General features: G+C 51.1%; 16 protein-coding genes and 1 tRNA gene. 9 read left to right on the top strand and 8 right to left on the bottom strand.

All coding sequences use genetic code 11. The features are described 5' to 3' along the window. Positions 1–190 precede the first annotated feature (190 nt). From JW499_RS14670 to JW499_RS14660, 3 genes are all read right to left on the bottom strand, one after another. The gene (locus JW499_RS14670) at positions 191–562 is read right to left on the bottom strand and encodes a hypothetical protein (protein ID WP_205211312.1); all 372 of its coding nucleotides are present in this window, start codon (positions 560–562) and stop codon (positions 191–193) included. Between the two features lie 402 nt (positions 563–964). Beyond that, positions 965–2,134, bottom strand: coding sequence for a cation:proton antiporter (locus JW499_RS14665; protein WP_205211311.1), 1,170 nt, complete (start codon positions 2,132–2,134; stop codon positions 965–967). 78 nt (positions 2,135–2,212) lie between these two features. Then, on the bottom strand, positions 2,213–3,541 hold the full coding sequence (locus JW499_RS14660) for an MATE family efflux transporter (RefSeq protein WP_205211310.1): 1,329 nt from the start codon (positions 3,539–3,541) through the stop codon (positions 2,213–2,215). A gap of 198 nt (positions 3,542–3,739) precedes the next feature. On the opposite strand from JW499_RS14660, the gene nfuA reads away from it, so the two are divergent. From nfuA to JW499_RS14615, 9 genes are all read left to right on the top strand, one after another. Beyond that, entirely contained in the window at positions 3,740–4,333 is a 594-nt protein-coding gene (nfuA, locus tag JW499_RS14655; protein WP_205211309.1) for a Fe-S biogenesis protein NfuA, read from the top strand. A 267-nt stretch (positions 4,334–4,600) separates the two neighbouring features. Then, on the top strand, positions 4,601–7,030 hold the full coding sequence (lon, locus tag JW499_RS14650) for an endopeptidase La (protein ID WP_205211308.1): 2,430 nt from the start codon (positions 4,601–4,603) through the stop codon (positions 7,028–7,030). 127 nt (positions 7,031–7,157) lie between these two features. After that, positions 7,158–7,433 (top strand): HU family DNA-binding protein, encoded by a 276-nt coding sequence (locus JW499_RS14645; protein WP_091358245.1) that lies wholly within the window; start codon positions 7,158–7,160, stop codon positions 7,431–7,433. Positions 7,434–7,472: 39 nt separating this feature from the next. Next, positions 7,473–7,549 (top strand) — tRNA-Asp (locus JW499_RS14640). 151 nt (positions 7,550–7,700) lie between these two features. Then, on the top strand, positions 7,701–9,581 hold the full coding sequence (locus JW499_RS14635; protein ID WP_205211307.1) for a SurA N-terminal domain-containing protein: 1,881 nt from the start codon (positions 7,701–7,703) through the stop codon (positions 9,579–9,581). Positions 9,582–9,974: 393 nt separating this feature from the next. Next, positions 9,975–10,991, top strand: a complete 1,017-nt coding sequence (locus JW499_RS14630) for a glycosyltransferase family 2 protein (protein ID WP_205211306.1) — start codon at positions 9,975–9,977, stop codon at positions 10,989–10,991. 63 nt (positions 10,992–11,054) lie between these two features. Beyond that, a complete protein-coding gene (locus tag JW499_RS14625; RefSeq protein ID WP_205211305.1) occupies positions 11,055–11,792 on the top strand; it encodes a hypothetical protein in 738 nt (245 codons plus the stop codon). Between the two features lie 4 nt (positions 11,793–11,796). Next, complete coding sequence (locus JW499_RS14620) at positions 11,797–12,921, top strand: glycosyltransferase family protein (RefSeq protein ID WP_205211304.1); 1,125 nt, start codon at positions 11,797–11,799, stop codon at positions 12,919–12,921. A gap of 227 nt (positions 12,922–13,148) precedes the next feature. Next, positions 13,149–13,529, top strand: a complete 381-nt coding sequence (locus tag JW499_RS14615) for a hypothetical protein (RefSeq protein ID WP_205211303.1) — start codon at positions 13,149–13,151, stop codon at positions 13,527–13,529. Positions 13,530–13,538: 9 nt separating this feature from the next. Here the strand turns inward: JW499_RS14615 and JW499_RS14610 are convergent, their stop codons facing one another. From JW499_RS14610 to JW499_RS14590, 5 genes are all read right to left on the bottom strand, one after another. Beyond that, positions 13,539–15,137, bottom strand: coding sequence for an ABC transporter ATP-binding protein (locus tag JW499_RS14610; RefSeq protein ID WP_205211302.1), 1,599 nt, complete (start codon positions 15,135–15,137; stop codon positions 13,539–13,541). Then, positions 15,130–16,182 carry an ABC transporter permease gene (locus JW499_RS14605; RefSeq protein ID WP_232846431.1) on the bottom strand — a complete coding sequence of 351 codons (1,053 nt, stop codon included), beginning with the start codon at positions 16,180–16,182 and terminating at the stop codon, positions 15,130–15,132. Before JW499_RS14605 ends, JW499_RS14610 begins: the two co-directional genes overlap by 8 nt. 5 nt (positions 16,183–16,187) lie before the next feature. After that, a complete protein-coding gene (locus JW499_RS14600; protein WP_205211301.1) occupies positions 16,188–17,291 on the bottom strand; it encodes a microcin C ABC transporter permease YejB in 1,104 nt (367 codons plus the stop codon). 5 nt (positions 17,292–17,296) lie between these two features. Beyond that, the gene (locus JW499_RS14595) at positions 17,297–19,117 is read right to left on the bottom strand and encodes an extracellular solute-binding protein (RefSeq protein WP_205211300.1); all 1,821 of its coding nucleotides are present in this window, start codon (positions 19,115–19,117) and stop codon (positions 17,297–17,299) included. Positions 19,118–19,196: 79 nt separating this feature from the next. Continuing rightward, complete coding sequence (locus JW499_RS14590) at positions 19,197–19,445, bottom strand: hypothetical protein (protein ID WP_091358273.1); 249 nt, start codon at positions 19,443–19,445, stop codon at positions 19,197–19,199. Between the last annotated feature and the right edge of the window lie 17 nt (positions 19,446–19,462).

Below are 19,462 nucleotides of genomic sequence, written 5' to 3'. Positions count from 1 at the left end.
TGCCTTGGGCTTCCTCCAGCCAGCCCCTCGCGGGACTAACCTTGCCCTTTGGCTAACCTTCGGCTCTGCGAATACCTGGTACGAGGACTTTCACCTCGCTAGTTAAGTGCCATGCCTGGCACACACGATTAAGCTAAGGGGCGGGCTTTAGCCCGTCCCAGCAAACGAAGTGAGCGACTTGAGCGCATTGTTATACGGATGCCCCAAATGCCCAGATAAGCGTTCCTATTCCCGACAATGCGAAGCCTGCATATAGATGTTTTTTAAATTCTTCACCAGGAATATAAATCACTTGCTCTCCGTTTGGTTTGACGATGACTTCAGAAAACGCGCCGGAGACGGGGCCGAATTTTGCGTAAATGAAGCCAAGAATAACTCCGTAAAGACAAACTAGCGCGCCTCCACGATCAAAACTGAGTTCTTTACAGCCTAGCTTGTGAAATATAAAGCTCGCTACAAGCGTGATGACTGATATAGCGATCCAAGGCCATATTGGTTCTAGAAGCTTTCTCACGGACATTTTCTTGTGCTCGTATAACATTTTAATAGCAGGCGTGCGCATATACACACCAGACTTTTCTTAAGAAAAGAGAGGTAACTTAAAGAATTAACTGAGAATTTCATTGAAAAAACCACCTCCCTGCGGATAAAACTGAGCATGCTCATATCTGTTCCGGTGCCAGCCTGTTATCTCACCTCACCGGTTAACCTGTTCCTTTGTTTCTATGCGTTTTTTAAAAAATGTTGGTAGAAAAACGCGCATCGCGATAGTGACAAAACGAGCATAGCGCTAAGTGAATATTAAATAAACTGGATGAATGCACAGTTTTTGCTTTCTGATTGAATCATAAAAAAGGGTGGGGGCGGCAGTAATGTGTGAACCTTGACAGAATTGATCGCGGCGGGGTAGCCGAAGGGGGAAGCTGGTGCCGCTCCCACCTGTTATTTGCAGCCATTTAGAAATTTAGTCTCTTCGCAGCTTATCCGATACCGCAATCGGGTTGGGGAAGTTAAAGATAACGATATAGGTCGACAGCAGGAAGGTCAGGATGGCGGTTGCCTGTATAACGTGGGAGGCTTCCTGTCCGATCAATGTGGCGCTGGTGGCCATATAGGCAATCAGCAGTGAGAATTCACTGATCTGTCCCAGACGGAAGCCGACCTCCCAGGCAAGCTTGTTACTTTCGCTGATGCTTTGCAGTAGAAAACGAAACACGATGGGTTTGATAACCAGCACCAGCGCCGCGAGAATCAGAGCCGGGATAATAATCTGCCCAAGCAGTCCCAGATTAAAGCTGGCACCGATAGAGAAGAAGAACAGAATCAGGAAAAAATCGCGCAACGGACGCAAACTGGTGGCGATATACTGAGAAATTGGACTGGTTGCAAGGCTGACGCCAGCGATAAAAGCGCCAATTTCAGCGGATAGTCCGACCGCATGGGCCAGTTCGGCCAGCCCGAGACACCAGCCGATCGCCACCAGGAAGATATATTCATGAAAACGGTCAAACTTCTGAATCAGCGGCAAGAGTATGTAGCGAACAAACAGCAGTGCAGCGCCGATAATCAGCGGTAACGCCACCGCTGTTTTAAGGAAGGTTGTGAGCTGGCTGGTGCCGCCATCACCGCTGTTGAGGAACAGCAGCACCAGAATTGCGATGACATCCTGCAGCAGCAGAAGGCCCACCACCAGCTCACCGGTATGTTTGTGGTGCAACACAGTGGTTGGCAGTAGTTTAATACCGATGATGGTGCTGGAGAACATCAGCGCCACACCAATAATAATCGCTTCCGTACGGGTAAAACCGAACGCGACACCGACACCATAGCCGATCGCCATAAATATCACTGCACTGAAAATCGCCACCAGAGTGGCTTTTTTAAGCATATGCACCAGATGACTGGGTTGCATATCCAGGCCCAGCAGGAACAGCAGAAATATGATGCCCACATGGGATATGTCCGATAACAGCGCGGTATCCTGGATGAAACTGTAACCGTAGGGCCCCAGAGCTGCTCCCAGTACTATGTATGCAACCAGCAGGGGCTGGCGGGTATAGAGTGCGATAGAAGCCAGTATCGCAGCCCCGGTAAAGATAAGAAAAAAAGAGAAAACCAGGCTTTGTTGCAACATAAATAAGCAGATATCCTGTAAATTCAGGCTGGGTTGGTGGTCTGATCCGATCCGGATTACCTCTTCAGTCTACCCAATCTATATGCGGATATGAACCCAGTTGCGGCGCTTCCAGATATAAATAAAGATCAGCGAAGAGCCTGCCCGGTGAAATGTTTGTAATAACCAGATACCGGTCAGTCCGTAACCCAGGAAGGGGCCAATCAGCCAGGCCAGTGGCAGATAGAAAACCCATTGCCCGAGGCTGCTGATCAACATCACCACGCGGTTTGCTCCGGCCCCCAGCAACGCCTGGGTTAAAACGATAGCCGCGGCATCCAGACAGATCGCCAACCCGGTTAACATCAGTGGTGTATGGGCTTTATCGATCGCTTCAGCTGTGGCCAGAAATAGTCCTAGCAGTGAATCGGGGTAGAGCCACATCGGCAAACTGAGCAGCAGCATTATCAGAATAGCGGTGAGAATAACATCCCAGCCCCATCGACTGGCCATGTTGGGATCATTTTGTCCCAGTGCATGACTGACCAGCGTTGTGCACGCTACACCCAGACCCACGCCTGGCAGAATCAGCAGCAGAGCCAGATTTATCAGCACATGCCCGATCGCCTGTTCGGTGGTGCCCAATAGCCCGATTATCCAGAACAGAACCAGCATGGACGTGGCAAAGAGAAACTGCTGAATAGAGTGAGGAACAGCGAGGCGTAGTAACGACTTCAGTTGATGCAGATTGCTGCGCTGCAGGTTGAGCATCCCTTTCTTAATAGCAGTTGGCAATGTCACCAGAGCTAACAATACTGCACCCAGATAGAGGGAGATGGCTGTTCCAAGCCCCGCACCGGGTGCGCCCATGGCGGGAAGACCAAAATAACCAAAGATCAGGGTGTAACTGATCAACACATTGAGAAGCTGCACCATCAGCAGGATGCGCAGATAAACGACCGGCCTGTTGGTGCCGTTCCAGTAGCCACGAAAACTGAGATTCAGACCGACCGCCAGCAGAGCCAGCACACGATAATTAAAATAGTTAGCCGCGATCTCTTCTACCTGAATATCTTCACTCAGCAGCGTTATCAGCCACTCGGCGTTAATGAAAAACAGGAGAGTCAGGGGCAGGGCGATGGCAAAGGCAACGATAATGCCCCAGCCCAGTGGAGTTGCTGTTTCTGCGTCAAGGCTCTGCCCTCTACGACGCGCCACCAGTGCCTGAACGCCAGACGAAAGCCCCAGTATCAGACTGACCGCGAGGAAGTTTATATAGCCTCCGACGCCGATGCCTGCCAGTGCTGTTTCGCCCAGACGACCTACCATGGCGGCATCCGCCAGATTCAGAACACTTTGTGATAACATGCCGCCAACAATGGGCAATCCCAGAGTAAGAATAGTTTTAATGCGTTGCAGGCGGTTCAAAAATCCGGTTTCCCTATTGCCGAAGTGGGCGGGTGATTGCCCGTGAGAATGTTGTGAAGTCTGCCACAAAGGTGTAAAACGGGGCAGTTTAACAGAATAGTATTAACGATGTTCTGGTTAATAACTGAGCAATTTACTCGGGTTTAGAAAACGTGTATCCTGTCAACCATATGAGACAGTGATTTAACAGGAATTTTAATGAATATTACAGTGACCGAATCAGCGGAAACTTACCTTGCTGAGCTGCTAGAAAAACAGAATGTTGAAGGTATTGCTGTACGGATGTTTGTGACTCAGCCGGGAACACCTTACGCTGAGACCTGCCTGGCTTACTGCCGCCCGGATGAAGTTGTCGAAGATGATGAAATTATGGAGATGGAGAAGGTCAGGTTCTATTTTGAAAAAAATAGTCTGCCCTACCTGGAGGAAGCCACGGTTGATTTCGCCACTGACAGAATGGGTGGTCAGTTAACCATTAAGGCACCGAATGCCAAAGTACCAAAAGTCTCTGATGACAGCCCGATGGAAGAGCAGATCAACTATATTCTCTACTCTGATATTAACCCCGGGCTTTCTTCACATGGCGGTGAAGTTAAACTGATTGAGCTGGTAGAGGAAGAGATCGGTCACATTGCTATTCTGCAGTTTGGTGGGGGTTGTCAGGGGTGCAGTGCAGTGGATATGACTCTTAAGGATGGTGTTGAAAAAACACTGGTGGAACGCATTAAAGGGCTCGTAGGTGTGCGGGATGTAACTGACCACTCTGTGACGGATAACGCTTACTATAAGTAAGACTGATCTGCCCTGAAGCCCGGCTCGTCCGGGCTTTTTTGATGTTAAAACCTCTGCCAGCCCTCCTACCTACCATTTTGGTACGTTGTTCGCCTCGGGGTGAACTGATATAACGCTGATATTGATTATTGCTTTTTTATGTAAGTTTTACTGGGATATGGTTGTTTTTTGCCGTCCAAGCCCCATTAACCAGTAAGAACGATATGTCATACAGTCCGTAACTGCTGTCTTCCCGCAGTTTCTTTCGAAAAAGGAGTAAGGTCCATTATGGCACCACTCGAGAATGATAAAGAGATCACTACCACCACGTTGCCGGTTTTACCGCTGCGTGATGTTGTTATATACCCTCATATGGTGATCCCCCTGTTTGTTGGCCGGGAAAAATCAATTCAGGCCCTTGAAGCTGCGATGCTGCAGGATAAAGAGATCCTGCTGATAGCTCAGAAAAATGCCTCGGACGATGAGCCAGTGGGTGGCGATCTGTTTTCAATCGGTACAGTAGCAAGCGTGCTACAGATGCTGAAGCTGCCTGATGGCACTGTTAAAGTGCTGGTGGAAGGTGATTATCGTGCGCGTATAGAAACCCTGCATACCAGCGAGAGTCATTTCACTGCCGATGTTACGGTTCTGCCGGTCAGCGAGGTTAGCGACAGCGAAGCAGAGATCTATAAACGTACCGCGCTGGATCAGTTTGAACGTTTTGTGCAGGTGAACAAAAAGATCCCGGCTGAAGTGCTTACTTCGCTGGGGTCGATCGATGAGATCGGCCGTTTGGCGGATACCATTGCCGCACATATGTCCCTCAAACTGGATGAAAAACAGAAAATTTTAGAAATTCTGGACGATAAGCTGCGTCTGGAGCATCTGATGGCGTTGATGGAGTCTGAGATCGACCTGGTTGAGGTTGAGAAACGGATTCGCGGGCGCGTTAAAAAACAGATGGAGAAAAGCCAGCGAGAGTACTATCTGAATGAGCAGATGAAAGCGATTCAGAAAGAGATGGGCGACCTGGATGAAAATGGCAATACCGATATCGAAGAGTTGAAAAAACGGATCGATGAGGCCGGCATGCCGAAGGAAGCGCTGGACAAAACGCTTAACGAATACAATAAGCTGAAGATGATGTCTCCGATGTCTGCTGAAGCGACTGTTGTCCGGGGTTATATCGACTGGATGCTTCAGATACCCTGGTCGAAACGCTCTAAATTGCGCCATGATATGAAGCGGGCTGAGGTGATTCTCAACGAAGACCATTACGGCCTTGAAGAGGTGAAAGACCGTATACTTGAATATCTGGCGGTTCAGCGACGGGTGCGTAAGCTGAAAGGGCCGATTCTCTGTCTGGTAGGGCCTCCGGGGGTGGGTAAAACCTCTCTGGGCCAGTCCATTGCGCGAGCGACTAATCGTGAATATGTTCGGATGGCGCTGGGTGGTGTGCGCGATGAAGCGGAGATCCGGGGACACCGGCGTACCTATATTGGTTCGATGCCGGGTAAGCTGATTCAGAAGATGTCTAAGGTTGGGGTTAAAAACCCGCTGTTCCTGCTTGATGAGATCGATAAAATGGGCATGGATCAGCGCGGTGATCCCGCGTCAGCGTTGCTGGAAGTGCTTGATCCGGAGCAGAACAGTACCTTCAACGACCACTACCTCGAAGTCGATTACGATCTCTCCGATGTGATGTTTGTTTGTACCTCTAACTCGATGAATATCCCCGGCCCCTTGCTGGACCGTATGGAGATTATTCGCATCCCGGGTTATACCGAAGATGAGAAATTAAATATTGCCCGTAAGTATCTGATACCTAAGCAGACTAAAATGAATGGTCTGAAGAAGGGCGAGCTGGTTATTGAGGATGAGGCGGTCACTGATCTGATCCGTTACTACACCCGTGAAGCGGGTGTACGGGGTCTTGAGAGAGAGATTGCCAAGATCTGTCGTAAGGTGATTAAAGAGATTGCGCTGGGTGACGATAAGAACGCTTCGGTGGTCGCAAACAGCGAAAACCTGGAGCACTATTCCGGTGTGCGTAAGTGCAATTTCGGTGTTGCTGAAGAGCAGGACCGTATCGGCCATGTAACCGGTCTGGCATGGACCTCAGTCGGCGGGGATATCCTGACGATTGAATCCGCCGTTGTGCCGGGTAAAGGACGTCAGATTCGTACCGGATCCCTCGGTGAGGTGATGCAGGAGTCGATTCAGGCGGCGATGACCGTGGTGCGAAGCCGGGCGGAATCACTGGGTATAAATCCGGATTTCCATGAGGAAAACGATATTCATATCCATGTACCGGAAGGTGCGACACCAAAAGATGGTCCAAGTGCTGGTATCGGGATGTGTACTGCATTAGTATCTGTCCTGACAAATATTCCGGTTCGCTCCGATGTAGCGATGACCGGTGAGATCACCTTGCGTGGGCAGGTACTGCCTATCGGTGGCTTGAAAGAGAAGTTACTGGCAGCGCATCGCGGTGGTATCAAAACAGTTATTATTCCGGATGAGAACAAACGTGATCTGAAGGAAATTCCTGAAAACATCAAAGCAGACCTTGAGATCTGTCCGGTAAAATGGATAGACGAGGTATTGCAAATTGCTCTGAAGTTCAGTCCTGAACCGCTGACGGAGGAGCAAAAGGCAAGCTTTTCTGAAAAGAAAAAGCAAGCAAAAAATGAGCAGGGACAAATAAAACCACATTAACACAAAATAGTGGCAAAACAGGCTGCAACCCGCTTGACACCTGATTTGCAGGCTTGGTATAAATTGTCCGTCAACTTGCTGGGCATGGGCTACAGAATATAAAAACGATTCATATAAGGGGAACAATGTGAATAAATCTGAACTAATCGACGCAATCGCAGCTTCTGCGGATATTCCAAAAGCTGCTGCTGGCCGCGCACTGGATGCTACACTGGAATCAATTTCCGGCGCTCTGCAAAAGGGTGATTCTGTTGCACTGGTAGGCTTCGGTACTTTTGGTGTGAAGGAGCGTGCTGCACGTACTGGTCGTAACCCTCAGACTGGTCAGCCAATTCAGATCGCTGCGGCGACTCTGCCTACTTTCAAGCCTGGTAAGGCTCTGAAAGACGCTGTAAATAAGTAAGAATAGCTAGCGCCTGATCCGAAAGGATCGCTGGCATCCGGAGCGGTAGTTCAGTTGGTTAGAATACCTGCCTGTCACGCAGGGGGTCGCGGGTTCGAGTCCCGTCCGTTCCGCCAAATGTGAGATCGCTGATCATACTGTCAGTGTTTCTCTGGGTAGCGGAAACCAGTAAAACCGGTTCCGTACTACCAAACATATCAAAGGCGCATCCTGTCAGGATGCGCCTTTTTTTCTATTTGTACATTACCTTAGAGGCCAAGAGGCATCATGCTTCAGAATATCCGAGATAACTCCCAGGGGATCGTCGCCAAGATCATTGTTGGTCTGATCGTCGTAACCTTTGCACTATTCGGGGTGGAGTCCCTGGTCAGTCTGACCTCAGGTTCAAACGCCCCCGCGACCGTCAATGGTGTCGACATTAGTGAGCGGGATGTGTTGCAGGGTGCTGACCTGCAACGTCGTCAGCTATTGGCGCAGATGGGTGAAAATGCTGATCCAACCCTGCTGGATGATAATCTTATCCGTAAGGCGACCCTGGATAACCTGATTCAACAGGAGATTCTGGTTCAGTCTGCGACGAATCAGGATATGGCTATCTCTGATCAGGCTCTGGATCAGATGATCGTTAATACCCAGGATTTCAAAGTCGATGGTGTTTTTAACCCTGACCGTTATCAGGCGGTACTGCGAAATGCAGGGCTGACACCGATGATGTATAAGAATCTGCTGCGTAAAGAGAGCCTGATCGGCTATGAACGTTCGGGTTATATGGGTTCTGCATTTGTCCTTAGCAGCGAAGCTGAAAAGATTATTACTCTGGACCGGCAAACCCGTGATCTGGCGTATCTCAAGGTGGGGCTGCAGGATTACATGAAAGATGTGTCTCTGACACCAGCTGAGCTGACGGCTTACTACGATGCGCATCAGCAGGACTTTATGACCGATGAGCAGGTGGCGATTGAATATCTGCTGATCAATAAAGCGGATCTGCTGAAAGAAGTTAAGGTTGATGATGCTGAGCTGCAAGGGCAGTTTGAGCAACTGAAAGCGGCGTTTAAATCTGAAGAGCAGCGCACCGTTTCTCATATCATGATCGAAGTTTCAGACAGTGTTGATGATGCTGCTGCACTGGCTAAGGCTCAGGATCTCGAGAAAAAACTCGCTGCAGGCGAAGATTTTGCCGAGCTGGCAAAAACTGAGTCTGATGACCCTGGCTCTGCTTCTGATGGTGGTAATCTGGGTGTCTATCAGAAAGGGATGCTGGATGGTCCATTCGAGCAGGCGGTTTATTCTCTGAAAGCCGGTGAGGTGTCTGAGCCTGTACGCACGGCATTCGGTTATCACATCATTAAACTTACCGATCTGTCAGAGAGTAAGGCTCCGGTATTTGAAGAGGTTAAAGATCAACTGATCGCTGAGCAGCTGGACAACAAGGTTGAGCAGATCTACGTTGAGCGGGTTGGGCAACTGACCGATCTGGCATTCTCATCCGGTGATCTGCATGAGCCGGCAGCAGAGCTGAACCTCAAGATCGTTGAAGCGGCCCCTTTCAGTCGTAAAGGCGGCAATGATGATGTCACCTCGAATCAACGGGTTGTTCGCGCAGCTTTCAACGAAGAGCTGATTCGCGATGGCTTCAACAGTGATCCGATCGAACTGGACTCAGGGCGCACGCTGGTACTGCGGGTTAAGGAGCATATCCGTCCGCGTCAACTGAGCGAAGAGGAGGTCAGGCCACAGATCACTGAGATTCTGACACTGCAGAAGGCTGGCGAAGCACTGCAGGCCTCTCTGGAAGCAGAGCTTGAAAAACTGCAACAGGGGGCTGAGCGCAAACCGGTCAATGGTGCTGAGTGGCAGGTTGCGGACGCGGTGGGTCGTGCTGACCGGAAACAGCCCGCTGAGGTTATGGACGCAGCATTTAAGCTGCCTAAGCCAGAACAGGGGGCTTCTTACTCTCTGATTACGCTCAACGATGGAGCCCAGGCAATCGTGGCCGTCACAGCGGTACATGAGCCTGATCTGTCAGCGGTCTCTGCTGATGAGAAAAAAGCGATGCGAAATATTCTCAGCCAGCGTTCTGGTCAGTTTGATTATCAGGCGATGATGGAAGCGCGTAAAAACGCTGCAGAAATCGAAAGGCTCTGAAATCGCTGGACTCAATGAAACCTGAAAAGGCTGCGGATGCAGCCTTTTTTATTGCCTGTTATCGGGCGGTTGAATCCTGGCGTTACAACCCAGACTTAATTGTGTAATATTCAGTCTGTGCCAGGGAGATCAGATGGCAACCACAGGCTATGGAAGGTGCTTTTAAGTCCTGTAGTATTTAATCATTTAGCTCGATCCAGAGGGGCACGGTTGTGGTCACCAGTGCGGGTGATTCGATTCTGTGCCAGCTGTCACTGGCTTATTGAAGTCGCACAGATAAGATCTCATTGGCATGGTAATTACCTTAGTTTACCGCTTTTATACAGGGAGTATTTCAAGCAAATGGACACCATTAGCGAAATTTCATCAGAAACAAACACTGGGTTGAATGATGTGGCAAGTCGCACTGCGTTGGTATTGGAAACCAATAACCTGCGCGGTGGTGCAGATATTCAACGAGTTCTCTCCAGCCTTAAACGGGTTGTCGGGTTGCTGGCAAATCAGAGCCTGCCACTAACCTCGTTGGCACAGATAGTTATAACACACGACGGACTGGATGAATCCTCTTTTAAGGAGGTGGAGGATATCGCCGGGCATCCTGTTGATTTTGTACAGATTGACCCCTCTACGGGCTACTACCACGCAAAGAATACGGGATTTGCCGCAACAGATGCTGAGCGCTGCCGATGGGTTGTTTTTGCCGATGCAGATTGCGTGCCAGCAGCAGACTGGTTAGCTCAGCTACTGTATCCATTTATCCGGGATGAGACACTTGCCGCAGTGGCGGGACGCACCAGTTATGCACCTGACCTGGCGGGAACAGCGCTGACAACCCTCGATTTCATGTACTTTCCCGGGGCTCTGGCAGACGGAGCAACGCGTAATTTTTATGCCAATAATGTTGTTTTTCGCCGGGATATTTTCGCCGAATATCATTACCAGGAGTTAGAGAGTGTCTATCGAGCCCACTGCCAGGTGCTCGGTTTGCAACTGCAATCGCAGGGTATTCCGCTACATTATGCTGCCAGGGCGCACACCGTTCATCGCTTTCCTGATAGTTTAAAGGACATCATCAAATTGAGGTGGCTGCGTGGGCAGGACACCTGTGGGCTGACACCCTTCCTGGTGCGAAGCTATATGCCGACCGGATGGCAATGGCTGGCGAGAAGCGGTCCTGTCGGACCTTTATGTGTACTGATTGCCCGATTGGTTTTCAGTGTGCGAGCCCTTAACAAGCAGGATCTGCCTCCGTTATATGGGGTTCGCTGGTTAGCGGCAATCATCCTCATTGTCGGCTTCTCAGTGTTAGATATGAGCGGTGCCCTGATGCGCGGTTTAGGTGTGCACTATCCTCGCGGTAAAGAGGGCGGTGACGTCCAGGCGTTGTCCTACCATGGTTCATCCAAATGATGGTCAGGCAAAGCACTGTAACGGACAATATTGCTTTAAACAGGGATAGCCGGAGAGAAGCTTATGACTGCTGATAGTTCACCGTTTGTTCAGGATTGCTGTGATCCGCCTGTGTTGTATGGATGGTTACGTTTACAGGCGCAATGGGTGAACGCTATCAAGCGAGCGGCGCTACGGCAGCTGCATGCCAGTCATGCCGGTGAGCGATTGTTATTACGTATCTATCTTATTGGCGAAGAAGCTACAGAGATTGCACTGCAACAAGAACTATTGACCGAGCGTCCAGACTGGTTAGTGCGTCAGATGGACCAGCACTTAACTGAAGAACGGCAACATGTCCGGGCCTTTTCTGCGGCCCTGGAAGCGCGCGGTGAGACGATTGTAGCTCAAAGAACTGCACAGCCAGACTGGTTAAGCCGTCGTAAAATTGCCCAGTGGCACGCGATAGCACACCGATATGAGTCGTCTTTTAAGAGCCGCTTACTGGTTCCCGCATTTGCCATTGGCTTGTGTGCGGAACAGATGGCCACACGGGTGCTGGAACGGCATATCCGGTTACTTCAGCAGATCTCTCCGTCACACCCTCTGCTGCCTCTGCTGGTACGAGTGCTCTCAGACGAGGGCAGGCACGTGCAGATGTGCAGCGGTGCCTTGATCCGTCTGGTAGATCCCCATGAGCAGGAGACATTACAACAGATGCTGGCAGAGATCCGGGCTGTCGACCGTTCCTGGTCTGTTACCGGTGCCCTCGGGCTACTCTTGGTGGGTCTGTTGCTTCGCCTGTTGCCAGACCGGAGTTAAGTGTATGCGTATTGCTTACCTGGCGACTGCTGATGCCAGAGGTCATCTGATGCGGGCGCAGTTGCTGACTCATGCACTGCAAGCCCGGGGAATTAAGGTGCAGCTTATTACCACTTCAGATAAAGGTCAGGAGTTTTTAGCTGACTTTGGGCTGACGGCAGCAGTATTGTCGCGTCATTACTCGGTGCAGTTTGATACTCAGCAAAATATGTTGCGTGGAGCAACAGATGCTAATGTTGCGGGCTATATTTTTCACCCTAAGCGCATGGTCCGGGATATCTGGAAACTACGCCGGGTGTTTCGTGACAATGATCTTGTACTCAATGATTCGTTTCATCCGGCACTGTTATTCATGGGGTGTTTGCCTGTCTGGCGACACAAGGTGGTGCATATTTACGGGGTCAGCTTGCGGCAGGCGTTGGAAACAAACTTCAATGGCCGCATTCCGGTGGCTGTGGCGAAGCTATACAGCGCTATTGTTGCATGGCAGATCAATCGTGCCAGTGCACGCTTGGAGCATGATTTTGCCTACCCCTCCATGGCTGAACACAACGGTGACTGCTTTCGCCTGCCCACACCTGTTGCTGTGGTAAAGCCGGGCGGGGACCAGCCAGATCAGGACGGGATGCACATAGCAGGGTATCTGAATCCACATTTTTGCGATTCTGCACTCGCTGCGGCGTTAGAGCAGGGGATTTCTGATGCAGGTGGTACGGCACACCTTGTTGGCGAGGGGATGGCACACCGTCCAGGCTGGTTAGCCCGGGACACCGATTGGGGCGCCCAGGCTGCCCGCAGCTCGCTGATCATCTCTGCACCGGGGATGGCAGCACTATCGATTGCCCGGGTCTATGATAAGCCCATTATACTGGTGCTTACCGATCAACCCGAACAACAGCGGAATGCAGCACAGGCCGCTGAGCTTGGCTTACGGCACCGGATAGTCGTCTGGCGTGGTGATTCTCAGGCTTTCTCAGACAGCATTGATCAGGCATGCAGAGCGTTATGTAGCGTTACAGAGCTTACTACCTCTCATCTATCCGTTGCTCATGGCTATAACCGGGCAATTGAGCGCCTGGAAATCTGGCTGGAACTGCTGACGTCGCTGGTTGAACCGGCTTCGCCGTAGGCCAGGGTGCTCAATTAGCACGAAAGGAAACATTTAAATTGCAGACTGTCTGGGTCTCTGAGATCTTAAAACAGCCGTTTTAATACTATACTGATCAACATCTGTGAGATTTTAAAGGCTGCTGACGGCCGTTTTCATCCCCCCCTCAGGTTTTACAACCGTTAAATTGTTTGTCTGGGGGCGTGATGAAATCGTAATAATAAAAACGCTAATCTCAGGAGGTCCGTATGAAAATCAGACCTGTTTCTTTTGTTGTGTGTGTCACTGCCCTCATATTCATCACCGGGTGTCAGCATAATCCGACCCGGATGAGTGGTGGTAAAAGCTTCGTTATTATCGGCGAATCGATGGCCACAGGCGCTGAAGCGGCACAGGAGCTGCAGCTCGCCATTAATCGTAGCCAGACGGTCGGCTGTGAGGCCATTTCGGTCGGTGGCTATGGGGCCGCGGGTGAGGGGATGGTGCTGGGGCTTGCCGCGTTGATTCGCTGCCCGGACGGCGTGCATATTATACCAACTGGATTCCCTTATGATGCCACAACAGGGATGAAAATTCCGGTGGATCCGGCTGCTGTCGTGCCTCCACCACTGTCGCCGCCGGCACCCTGAGGGCGATGTTTAACCTGCGGCAAAGGCTGCCTCCAGTAAACGGCGGGTATAGCTCTGGCCAGGGTTGCTGAATATAGCAGCAGCAGAGCCCTGTTCAACCACGTCACCCTGTTGCATCACCAGCAGATCATGGCTGAGGGCTTTGACTACAGCCAGATCGTGGCTGATGAAGATGTAGCTGAGTTTGTATCGCTGCTGTAGTTCGCGCAGCAGATCGATTATCTGTGCCTGTACGGTGCGATCCAGGGCTGAGGTTGGTTCATCCAGGATGATCAGTTCCGGTTTGAGAATCACTGCCCGGGCGATCGCAATGCGCTGGCGCTGGCCGCCGGAAAACTCATGGGGGTAGCGGTGCCGGTCATCGGGTTCCAGTCCCACCTCTTTGAGGGCATCAATAATCAGCTGCTCACGTTCGTCCGGTAAACCGATATTATGGATCTCCAGACCTTCGCTGAGCGATTCTGCCACAGACATTCTCGGGCTGAGGCTGCCATAGGGGTCCTGAAATACGATCTGCATTTTGCGTCGCAGAGGTTTGATTTCGCTTTGGTTCAGGCTTTCAATCGCCGTGCCATCAAACTGTATGCCTCCCTCCGAGCGGATCAGACGGAGTATTGCCAGCCCCAGAGTGGTTTTCCCTGAACCACTCTCTCCAACAACTCCCAGAGTGCGGCCAGTGTGTAGTTTAATGCTGCAGGGGTTTACCGCTTTAATATGGTCCACGGTGCGTTTCAGCAAGCCCCGTTTAACGGGAAACCATACTTTAAGATTGTCAGTCTGTAATATCGGTGAACCGGTTTCTGCGACCGGCTGAGGCAGACCTGAGGGTTCTGCATTGAGAAGTTTCAGGGTATAGGGGTGTTGTGGATCGGCAAACAGATCTGCTGTGCGGTTTTGCTCGACAATCGATCCCTGATACATCACACAGACCGCATCACTGTAACGGCGGACAATATTCAGATCGTGAGTGATCAGCAGCACCGCCATCCCCAGTTTTCGCTGCAGTGAGCGGAGCAACTCGAGTATTTGCTCCTGGATTGTGACATCCAGTGCGGTCGTCGGCTCATCCGCGATCAGCAGTTCAGGGTCATTGGCCAGTGCCATGGCGATCATCACCCGTTGTCGCTGCCCCCCTGAGAGCTCGTGTGGATAGCTGTTAAGGCGTTTTTCCGGATCCTTGATGCCGACCAGATTGAGTAGCTCCAGCGTCCGCTCGCGGGCCTGAAGGCCTGTCAGCCCCTTATGCAGCAGCAATGTCTCACCGATCTGGCGGGATATGTTGTGCAACGGATTGAGCGAGGTCATCGGCTCCTGAAAAATAACACTGATGCGGTCACCGCGCAGCGACCGCATCTGCGCCTCAGTGTTCTGTAGCAGATTTTTACCCCGGTATAAAATTTCTCCCCCAGGATGGCTGGCCTTCGGATACGGCAGCAGCTTAAGGATCGACATTGCGGTCACCGATTTACCCGAACCGGATTCGCCCACCAGGGCCATGGTCTGTCCCGACATAATATCGAAACTGACGTTGTTAACGGCATTGACCGCTGAGTGGTTCTGGCCAAAGCGGACTGACAGGTTGCGTACCGAGAGCAGGGGTTCAGTCATTCATCACCTTCCGGGGGTCAAAAGCATCACGAACAGCCTCGCCAATAAAGATCAGCAGTGTCAGCATCACGGCCAGAGAGATAAAGGCGGTCAAGCCCAGCCAGGGTGCATGCAGATTCGCTTTACCCTGAGCCACTAACTCCCCAAGTGAAGCCGAACCTGGCGGTAAACCAAAACCGAGGAAGTCCAGCGCCGTGAGGGTGACCAGCGAGCCGTTGAAGATAAATGGCATAAATGTCAGAGTCGCTACCATCGCATTGGGGAGGATATGGCGAAACATAATCAGCCGGTTACTCAGGCCCAGCGCGCGGGCCGCCCGGACATACTCAAGATTACGCCCGCGCAGAAATTCGGCACGCACGACATCAACCAGCTGCATCCAGGAAAACAGTAGCATGATACCCAGCAACCACCAGAAGTTGGGCTGCACAATACTGGCCAGAATAATCAGCAGGAACAGTACCGGCATTCCCGACCAGATCTCGATAAAACGCTGGAAGAACAGGTCGATTTTACCGCCATAAAAACCCTGAACCGCGCCGGCGGCAACGCCGATGACTGAGCTGATCAGCGTCAGGGTAATAGCAAACAATACTGATATTCTGAAACCGTAGATAACCCGGGCCAGGACATCACGCCCCTGATCATCGGTACCCAGCAGGTTGTCCGTGCTTGGGGGGGAGGGGGCTGGGACAGGCAGATCGTGATTGATCGTCTGATAACTGAAGCGTATAGGAGGCCAGAGAATCCAGCCGTCCTGGCTGATGATCAGTTCCTGAATATAGGGGTCTTTGTAATCAGCGAATGTGTCGAACTCACCGCCAAATTCCAGTTCGGAATAGTCGATCGCCACTGGAAAATACAAGCTGTTTTGATAGCCGATCAGGAGCGGTTTATCGTTGGCAATCAGCTCCGCAAACAGACTGAGAATAAAGAGTGTCAGAAATATCCAGAGTGCCCAGTAACCACGCCGGTTATTACGGAAGTTCTGTAATCTGCGCTGGTTGATAGGGCTTATTTTCAGGGATTTGAACCGCTTCAGCATACTGCTCAGTTCTCTCTGCTTTCAAAATCGATTCGGGGGTCAACCGCAACATAGGTAAGATCGCTAACCAGTTTAAGTAACAGGCCGATCAGTGTGAAGATATACAGGGTGCCAAAGATAACTGGATAATCCCGTTTAATGACCGCTTCATAGCCCAGCAGGCCGATTCCATCGAGTGAGAAGATCACCTCAATCAGCATCGATCCGGTGAAGAAGATACCGATCAGCGCCGCAGGCATGCCGGCAATAATCAGCAGCATTGCATTTCGGAAGACATGGCCATAGAGCACCTGATTTTCGGTGAGCCCTTTGGCCCGGGCGGTTATCACATACTGCTTGTTAATCTCATCAAGAAAAGAGTTTTTGGTGAGCATAGAGAGGGTCGCAAAACTGCCAATCACCGATACCAGCACCGGCAGGGTGATATGCCAGAAATAATCTTTAATCTGCCCCCACATGCTCAGTTGATCGAAATACGGTGAAGTCAGTCCCCTGAGCGGAAACCAGCTGAAGTATGTGCCGCCTGCGAACAGAACGATCAGCAGGATGGCAAACAGAAAGTTGGGGATCGCGTAGCCTACGATAATCATTGAGCTGGTCCAGACATCGAAAGGGGTGCCGTCACGGACCGCTTTCTTTATTCCCAGAGGCACGGCCACCAGATAGGTGATCAGGGTTGTCCAGAGTCCCAGAGAGATGGATACCGGGAGTTTCTCGACGATCAGATCTGTCACTTTTTTGCCACTGAACAGGCTCTCGCCGAAATCGAAGACCAGGTAGTTCTTCAGCATCTGCAAGAAGCGCTCATGGGCGGGTTTATCAAAACCAAACTGGGCTTCGATCTGTTTAACCAACTGCGGATCAAGTCCCCGTGCTCCTCGGTAGGTGCTGCTGTTGCCCGTGGCGGATGATGAGCCTGAGTTGCTCAGATCGGACTGGGCTGAACCGTCGAAGCGGGATGTTGAGCTGGTGCTCAAGCCCTGCAGGTTGGCGATAGTCTGCTCGACCGGGCCACCGGGGGCGGCCTGAACGATCAGGAAGTTGATGGTCAGAATACCCAGCAGAGTGGGGATAATCAGCATCAGACGCCGCAGGATATAAGCCGCCATTCAGGTTACTGCCCTGTCTTTTCCGGTTTAACCCACCAGGTGTCGAACCCCAGTGAATATTTGGGATGGACTTTGGGAAAGTCAAATTTATCCCAGTAAGCCACGCGATAGCTGTTGATATGGTATTGCGGAATAACATAGTGATTCCACTGCAGCACCCGGTCGAGGGCGCGGGTTCGCAGTACCAGCTGTTCCCGGTCTGGCGCCTGGATAATCTGGCCGACCAGATAGTCGACAGCTGAATTTTTAATACCAATAAGGTTGCGACTGCCTGGCTGATCGGCCGTTGAAGAGTGCCAGAACTCCCGCTGTTCATTGCCAGGAGAGATAGACTGACCGAAGCCGCTGATGATGACATCAAAATCAAAACTGCGCACCCGGTTGATATACTGTGACGCATCGATAATACGGATTGAGGGCTTGATACCCATCCGTTCCAGATTGCGGGCAAAGGGCGCTACCACACGCTCAAATGTGGGTTGAAGCAGCAGAATTTCAAATGACATCTGTTTGCCGTCAGGCCCCAGCAGTAAGCCATCCTTCAGCTCCCAGCCAGCACTTTTCAACAACCGCAGGGCGGTGCGTAACTGTCCGCGTATATTGCCATCACCGTTGGTTGTGGGCGCCTTGTAGACCTGAGTAAATACTTCGGGGGGCACCTGGTCACGGATCGGCTCAAGAATTTTTAACTCTTTTTCAGTGGGTAGCTCTGTGGCGGCCATCTCCGAGTTAGAGAAATAGCTGTTGGTGCGGGTATAGGCGTTATAAAAGATATTCTGGTTGGTCCATTCGAAGTCAAAGGCATAGGCCAGCGCTTCTCTGACCCGGGCATCTGAGAAATAGGATTTACGGGTATTTAGAATGAAGGCCTGCATCCCTGTGGGGTTTTCATGCACCTGGGTACGGGTGATGATCTTTCCTTCATCAAACACAGCGCCGGTATATCCGGTAGCCCACTGCTTGGATGAGAACTCCTGGCGAAAATCGTATTCGCCCCCTTTAAACGCTTCAAGGGCAACATTGCCATCTTTGTAGTAGTCGTAGCGGATTGTGTCAAAGTTAAAGCGGCCGCGGTTAACTGGCAGATCCTTACCCCAATAGTCCGGGTTTCTGCGGTAGGTGATGGTGCGTCCGGCATCGAAACTATCGATCAGGTAGGGGCCAGAGCCTACCGGAATCTCCAGACCGGGCTTGCTGAAATCACGCCCCTCCCAGTAGTGCTTGGGTAAAATACTGACTTCGCCGACAATCAATGCCAGCTCGCGGTTTTCGCTGGCGTTAAACGTGAATTTAACCCGCTCGCTGGAGAGCGCCTCAATATTAGCGATATCGTGGTAGTAGGAACGGTAAAACGGGGCTCCCTGTTCACGCAGCAGTTTAAAGGTGTACACCACATCTTCAGCAGTGACGGGCTGGCCGTCGCTGAACTTCGCGTCGGGATTAAGATTAAATATGATCCAGCTGCGATCATCTGCGACTTCCAGCGATTCAGCCAGTAGCCCATAGAGAGAGAAGGGTTCATCCTGAGCTTTGGTCAGCAGAGAATCATAGATCAGTCCAATGCCATCGGCGGCAGCCCCCTTACTGATAAAGCCATTAAAACTGTCGAAAGTGCCCAGTGCATCTTCAGAGACATCACCGCCTTTAGGGGCGTCAGGATTGACGTAATCAAAATGTTTAAACCCGGGAGGATATTTGAGATCGCCATACATAGAGATGCCATGCTGCGGTGTGGCAGCGTGTAGCGGGGAGGTGAGTGTGCAGATCAGAGTTGCAGATAACAGACAAAGCGTTGATATCTGCTTAGATAACTGTTTGAAATTCATCCGTAATTATCCAGCCAGATTGGTAACCTGTTAATTTATAACAGGGGGGATCGGTTATAGCTAGTTATATGAGTACGGATCAGCGGTTTTGTTCAAATTCATCGGCCAGTTCGGTCAGACGCTGGTGTTGTAATTTACGCTTGACCTTGTCGTTTTTCAGTTGGTTGAGCTGTTCGGTGAGAAAGCGTTGCTTATCACTGTTACCGGCTGAAAGCCCGGAGATCAGATCTTTATCCATCCAGTTACAGATCTTATGATAGAGAATAAATTTGAACAGCAGTGCGGTCACCGTTGCGAAGATAATGATGCCGATACTAAGTGCGTCCATGTCCTGTCTCCTGGGTG

Origin of the sequence: Amphritea pacifica, assembly GCF_016924145.1 — a bacterium.
In the GTDB taxonomy this organism is placed as follows: Bacteria; Pseudomonadota; Gammaproteobacteria; order Pseudomonadales; family Balneatricaceae; genus Amphritea; species Amphritea pacifica.
This window is presented reverse-complemented; position numbering and strand designations above follow the sequence as displayed.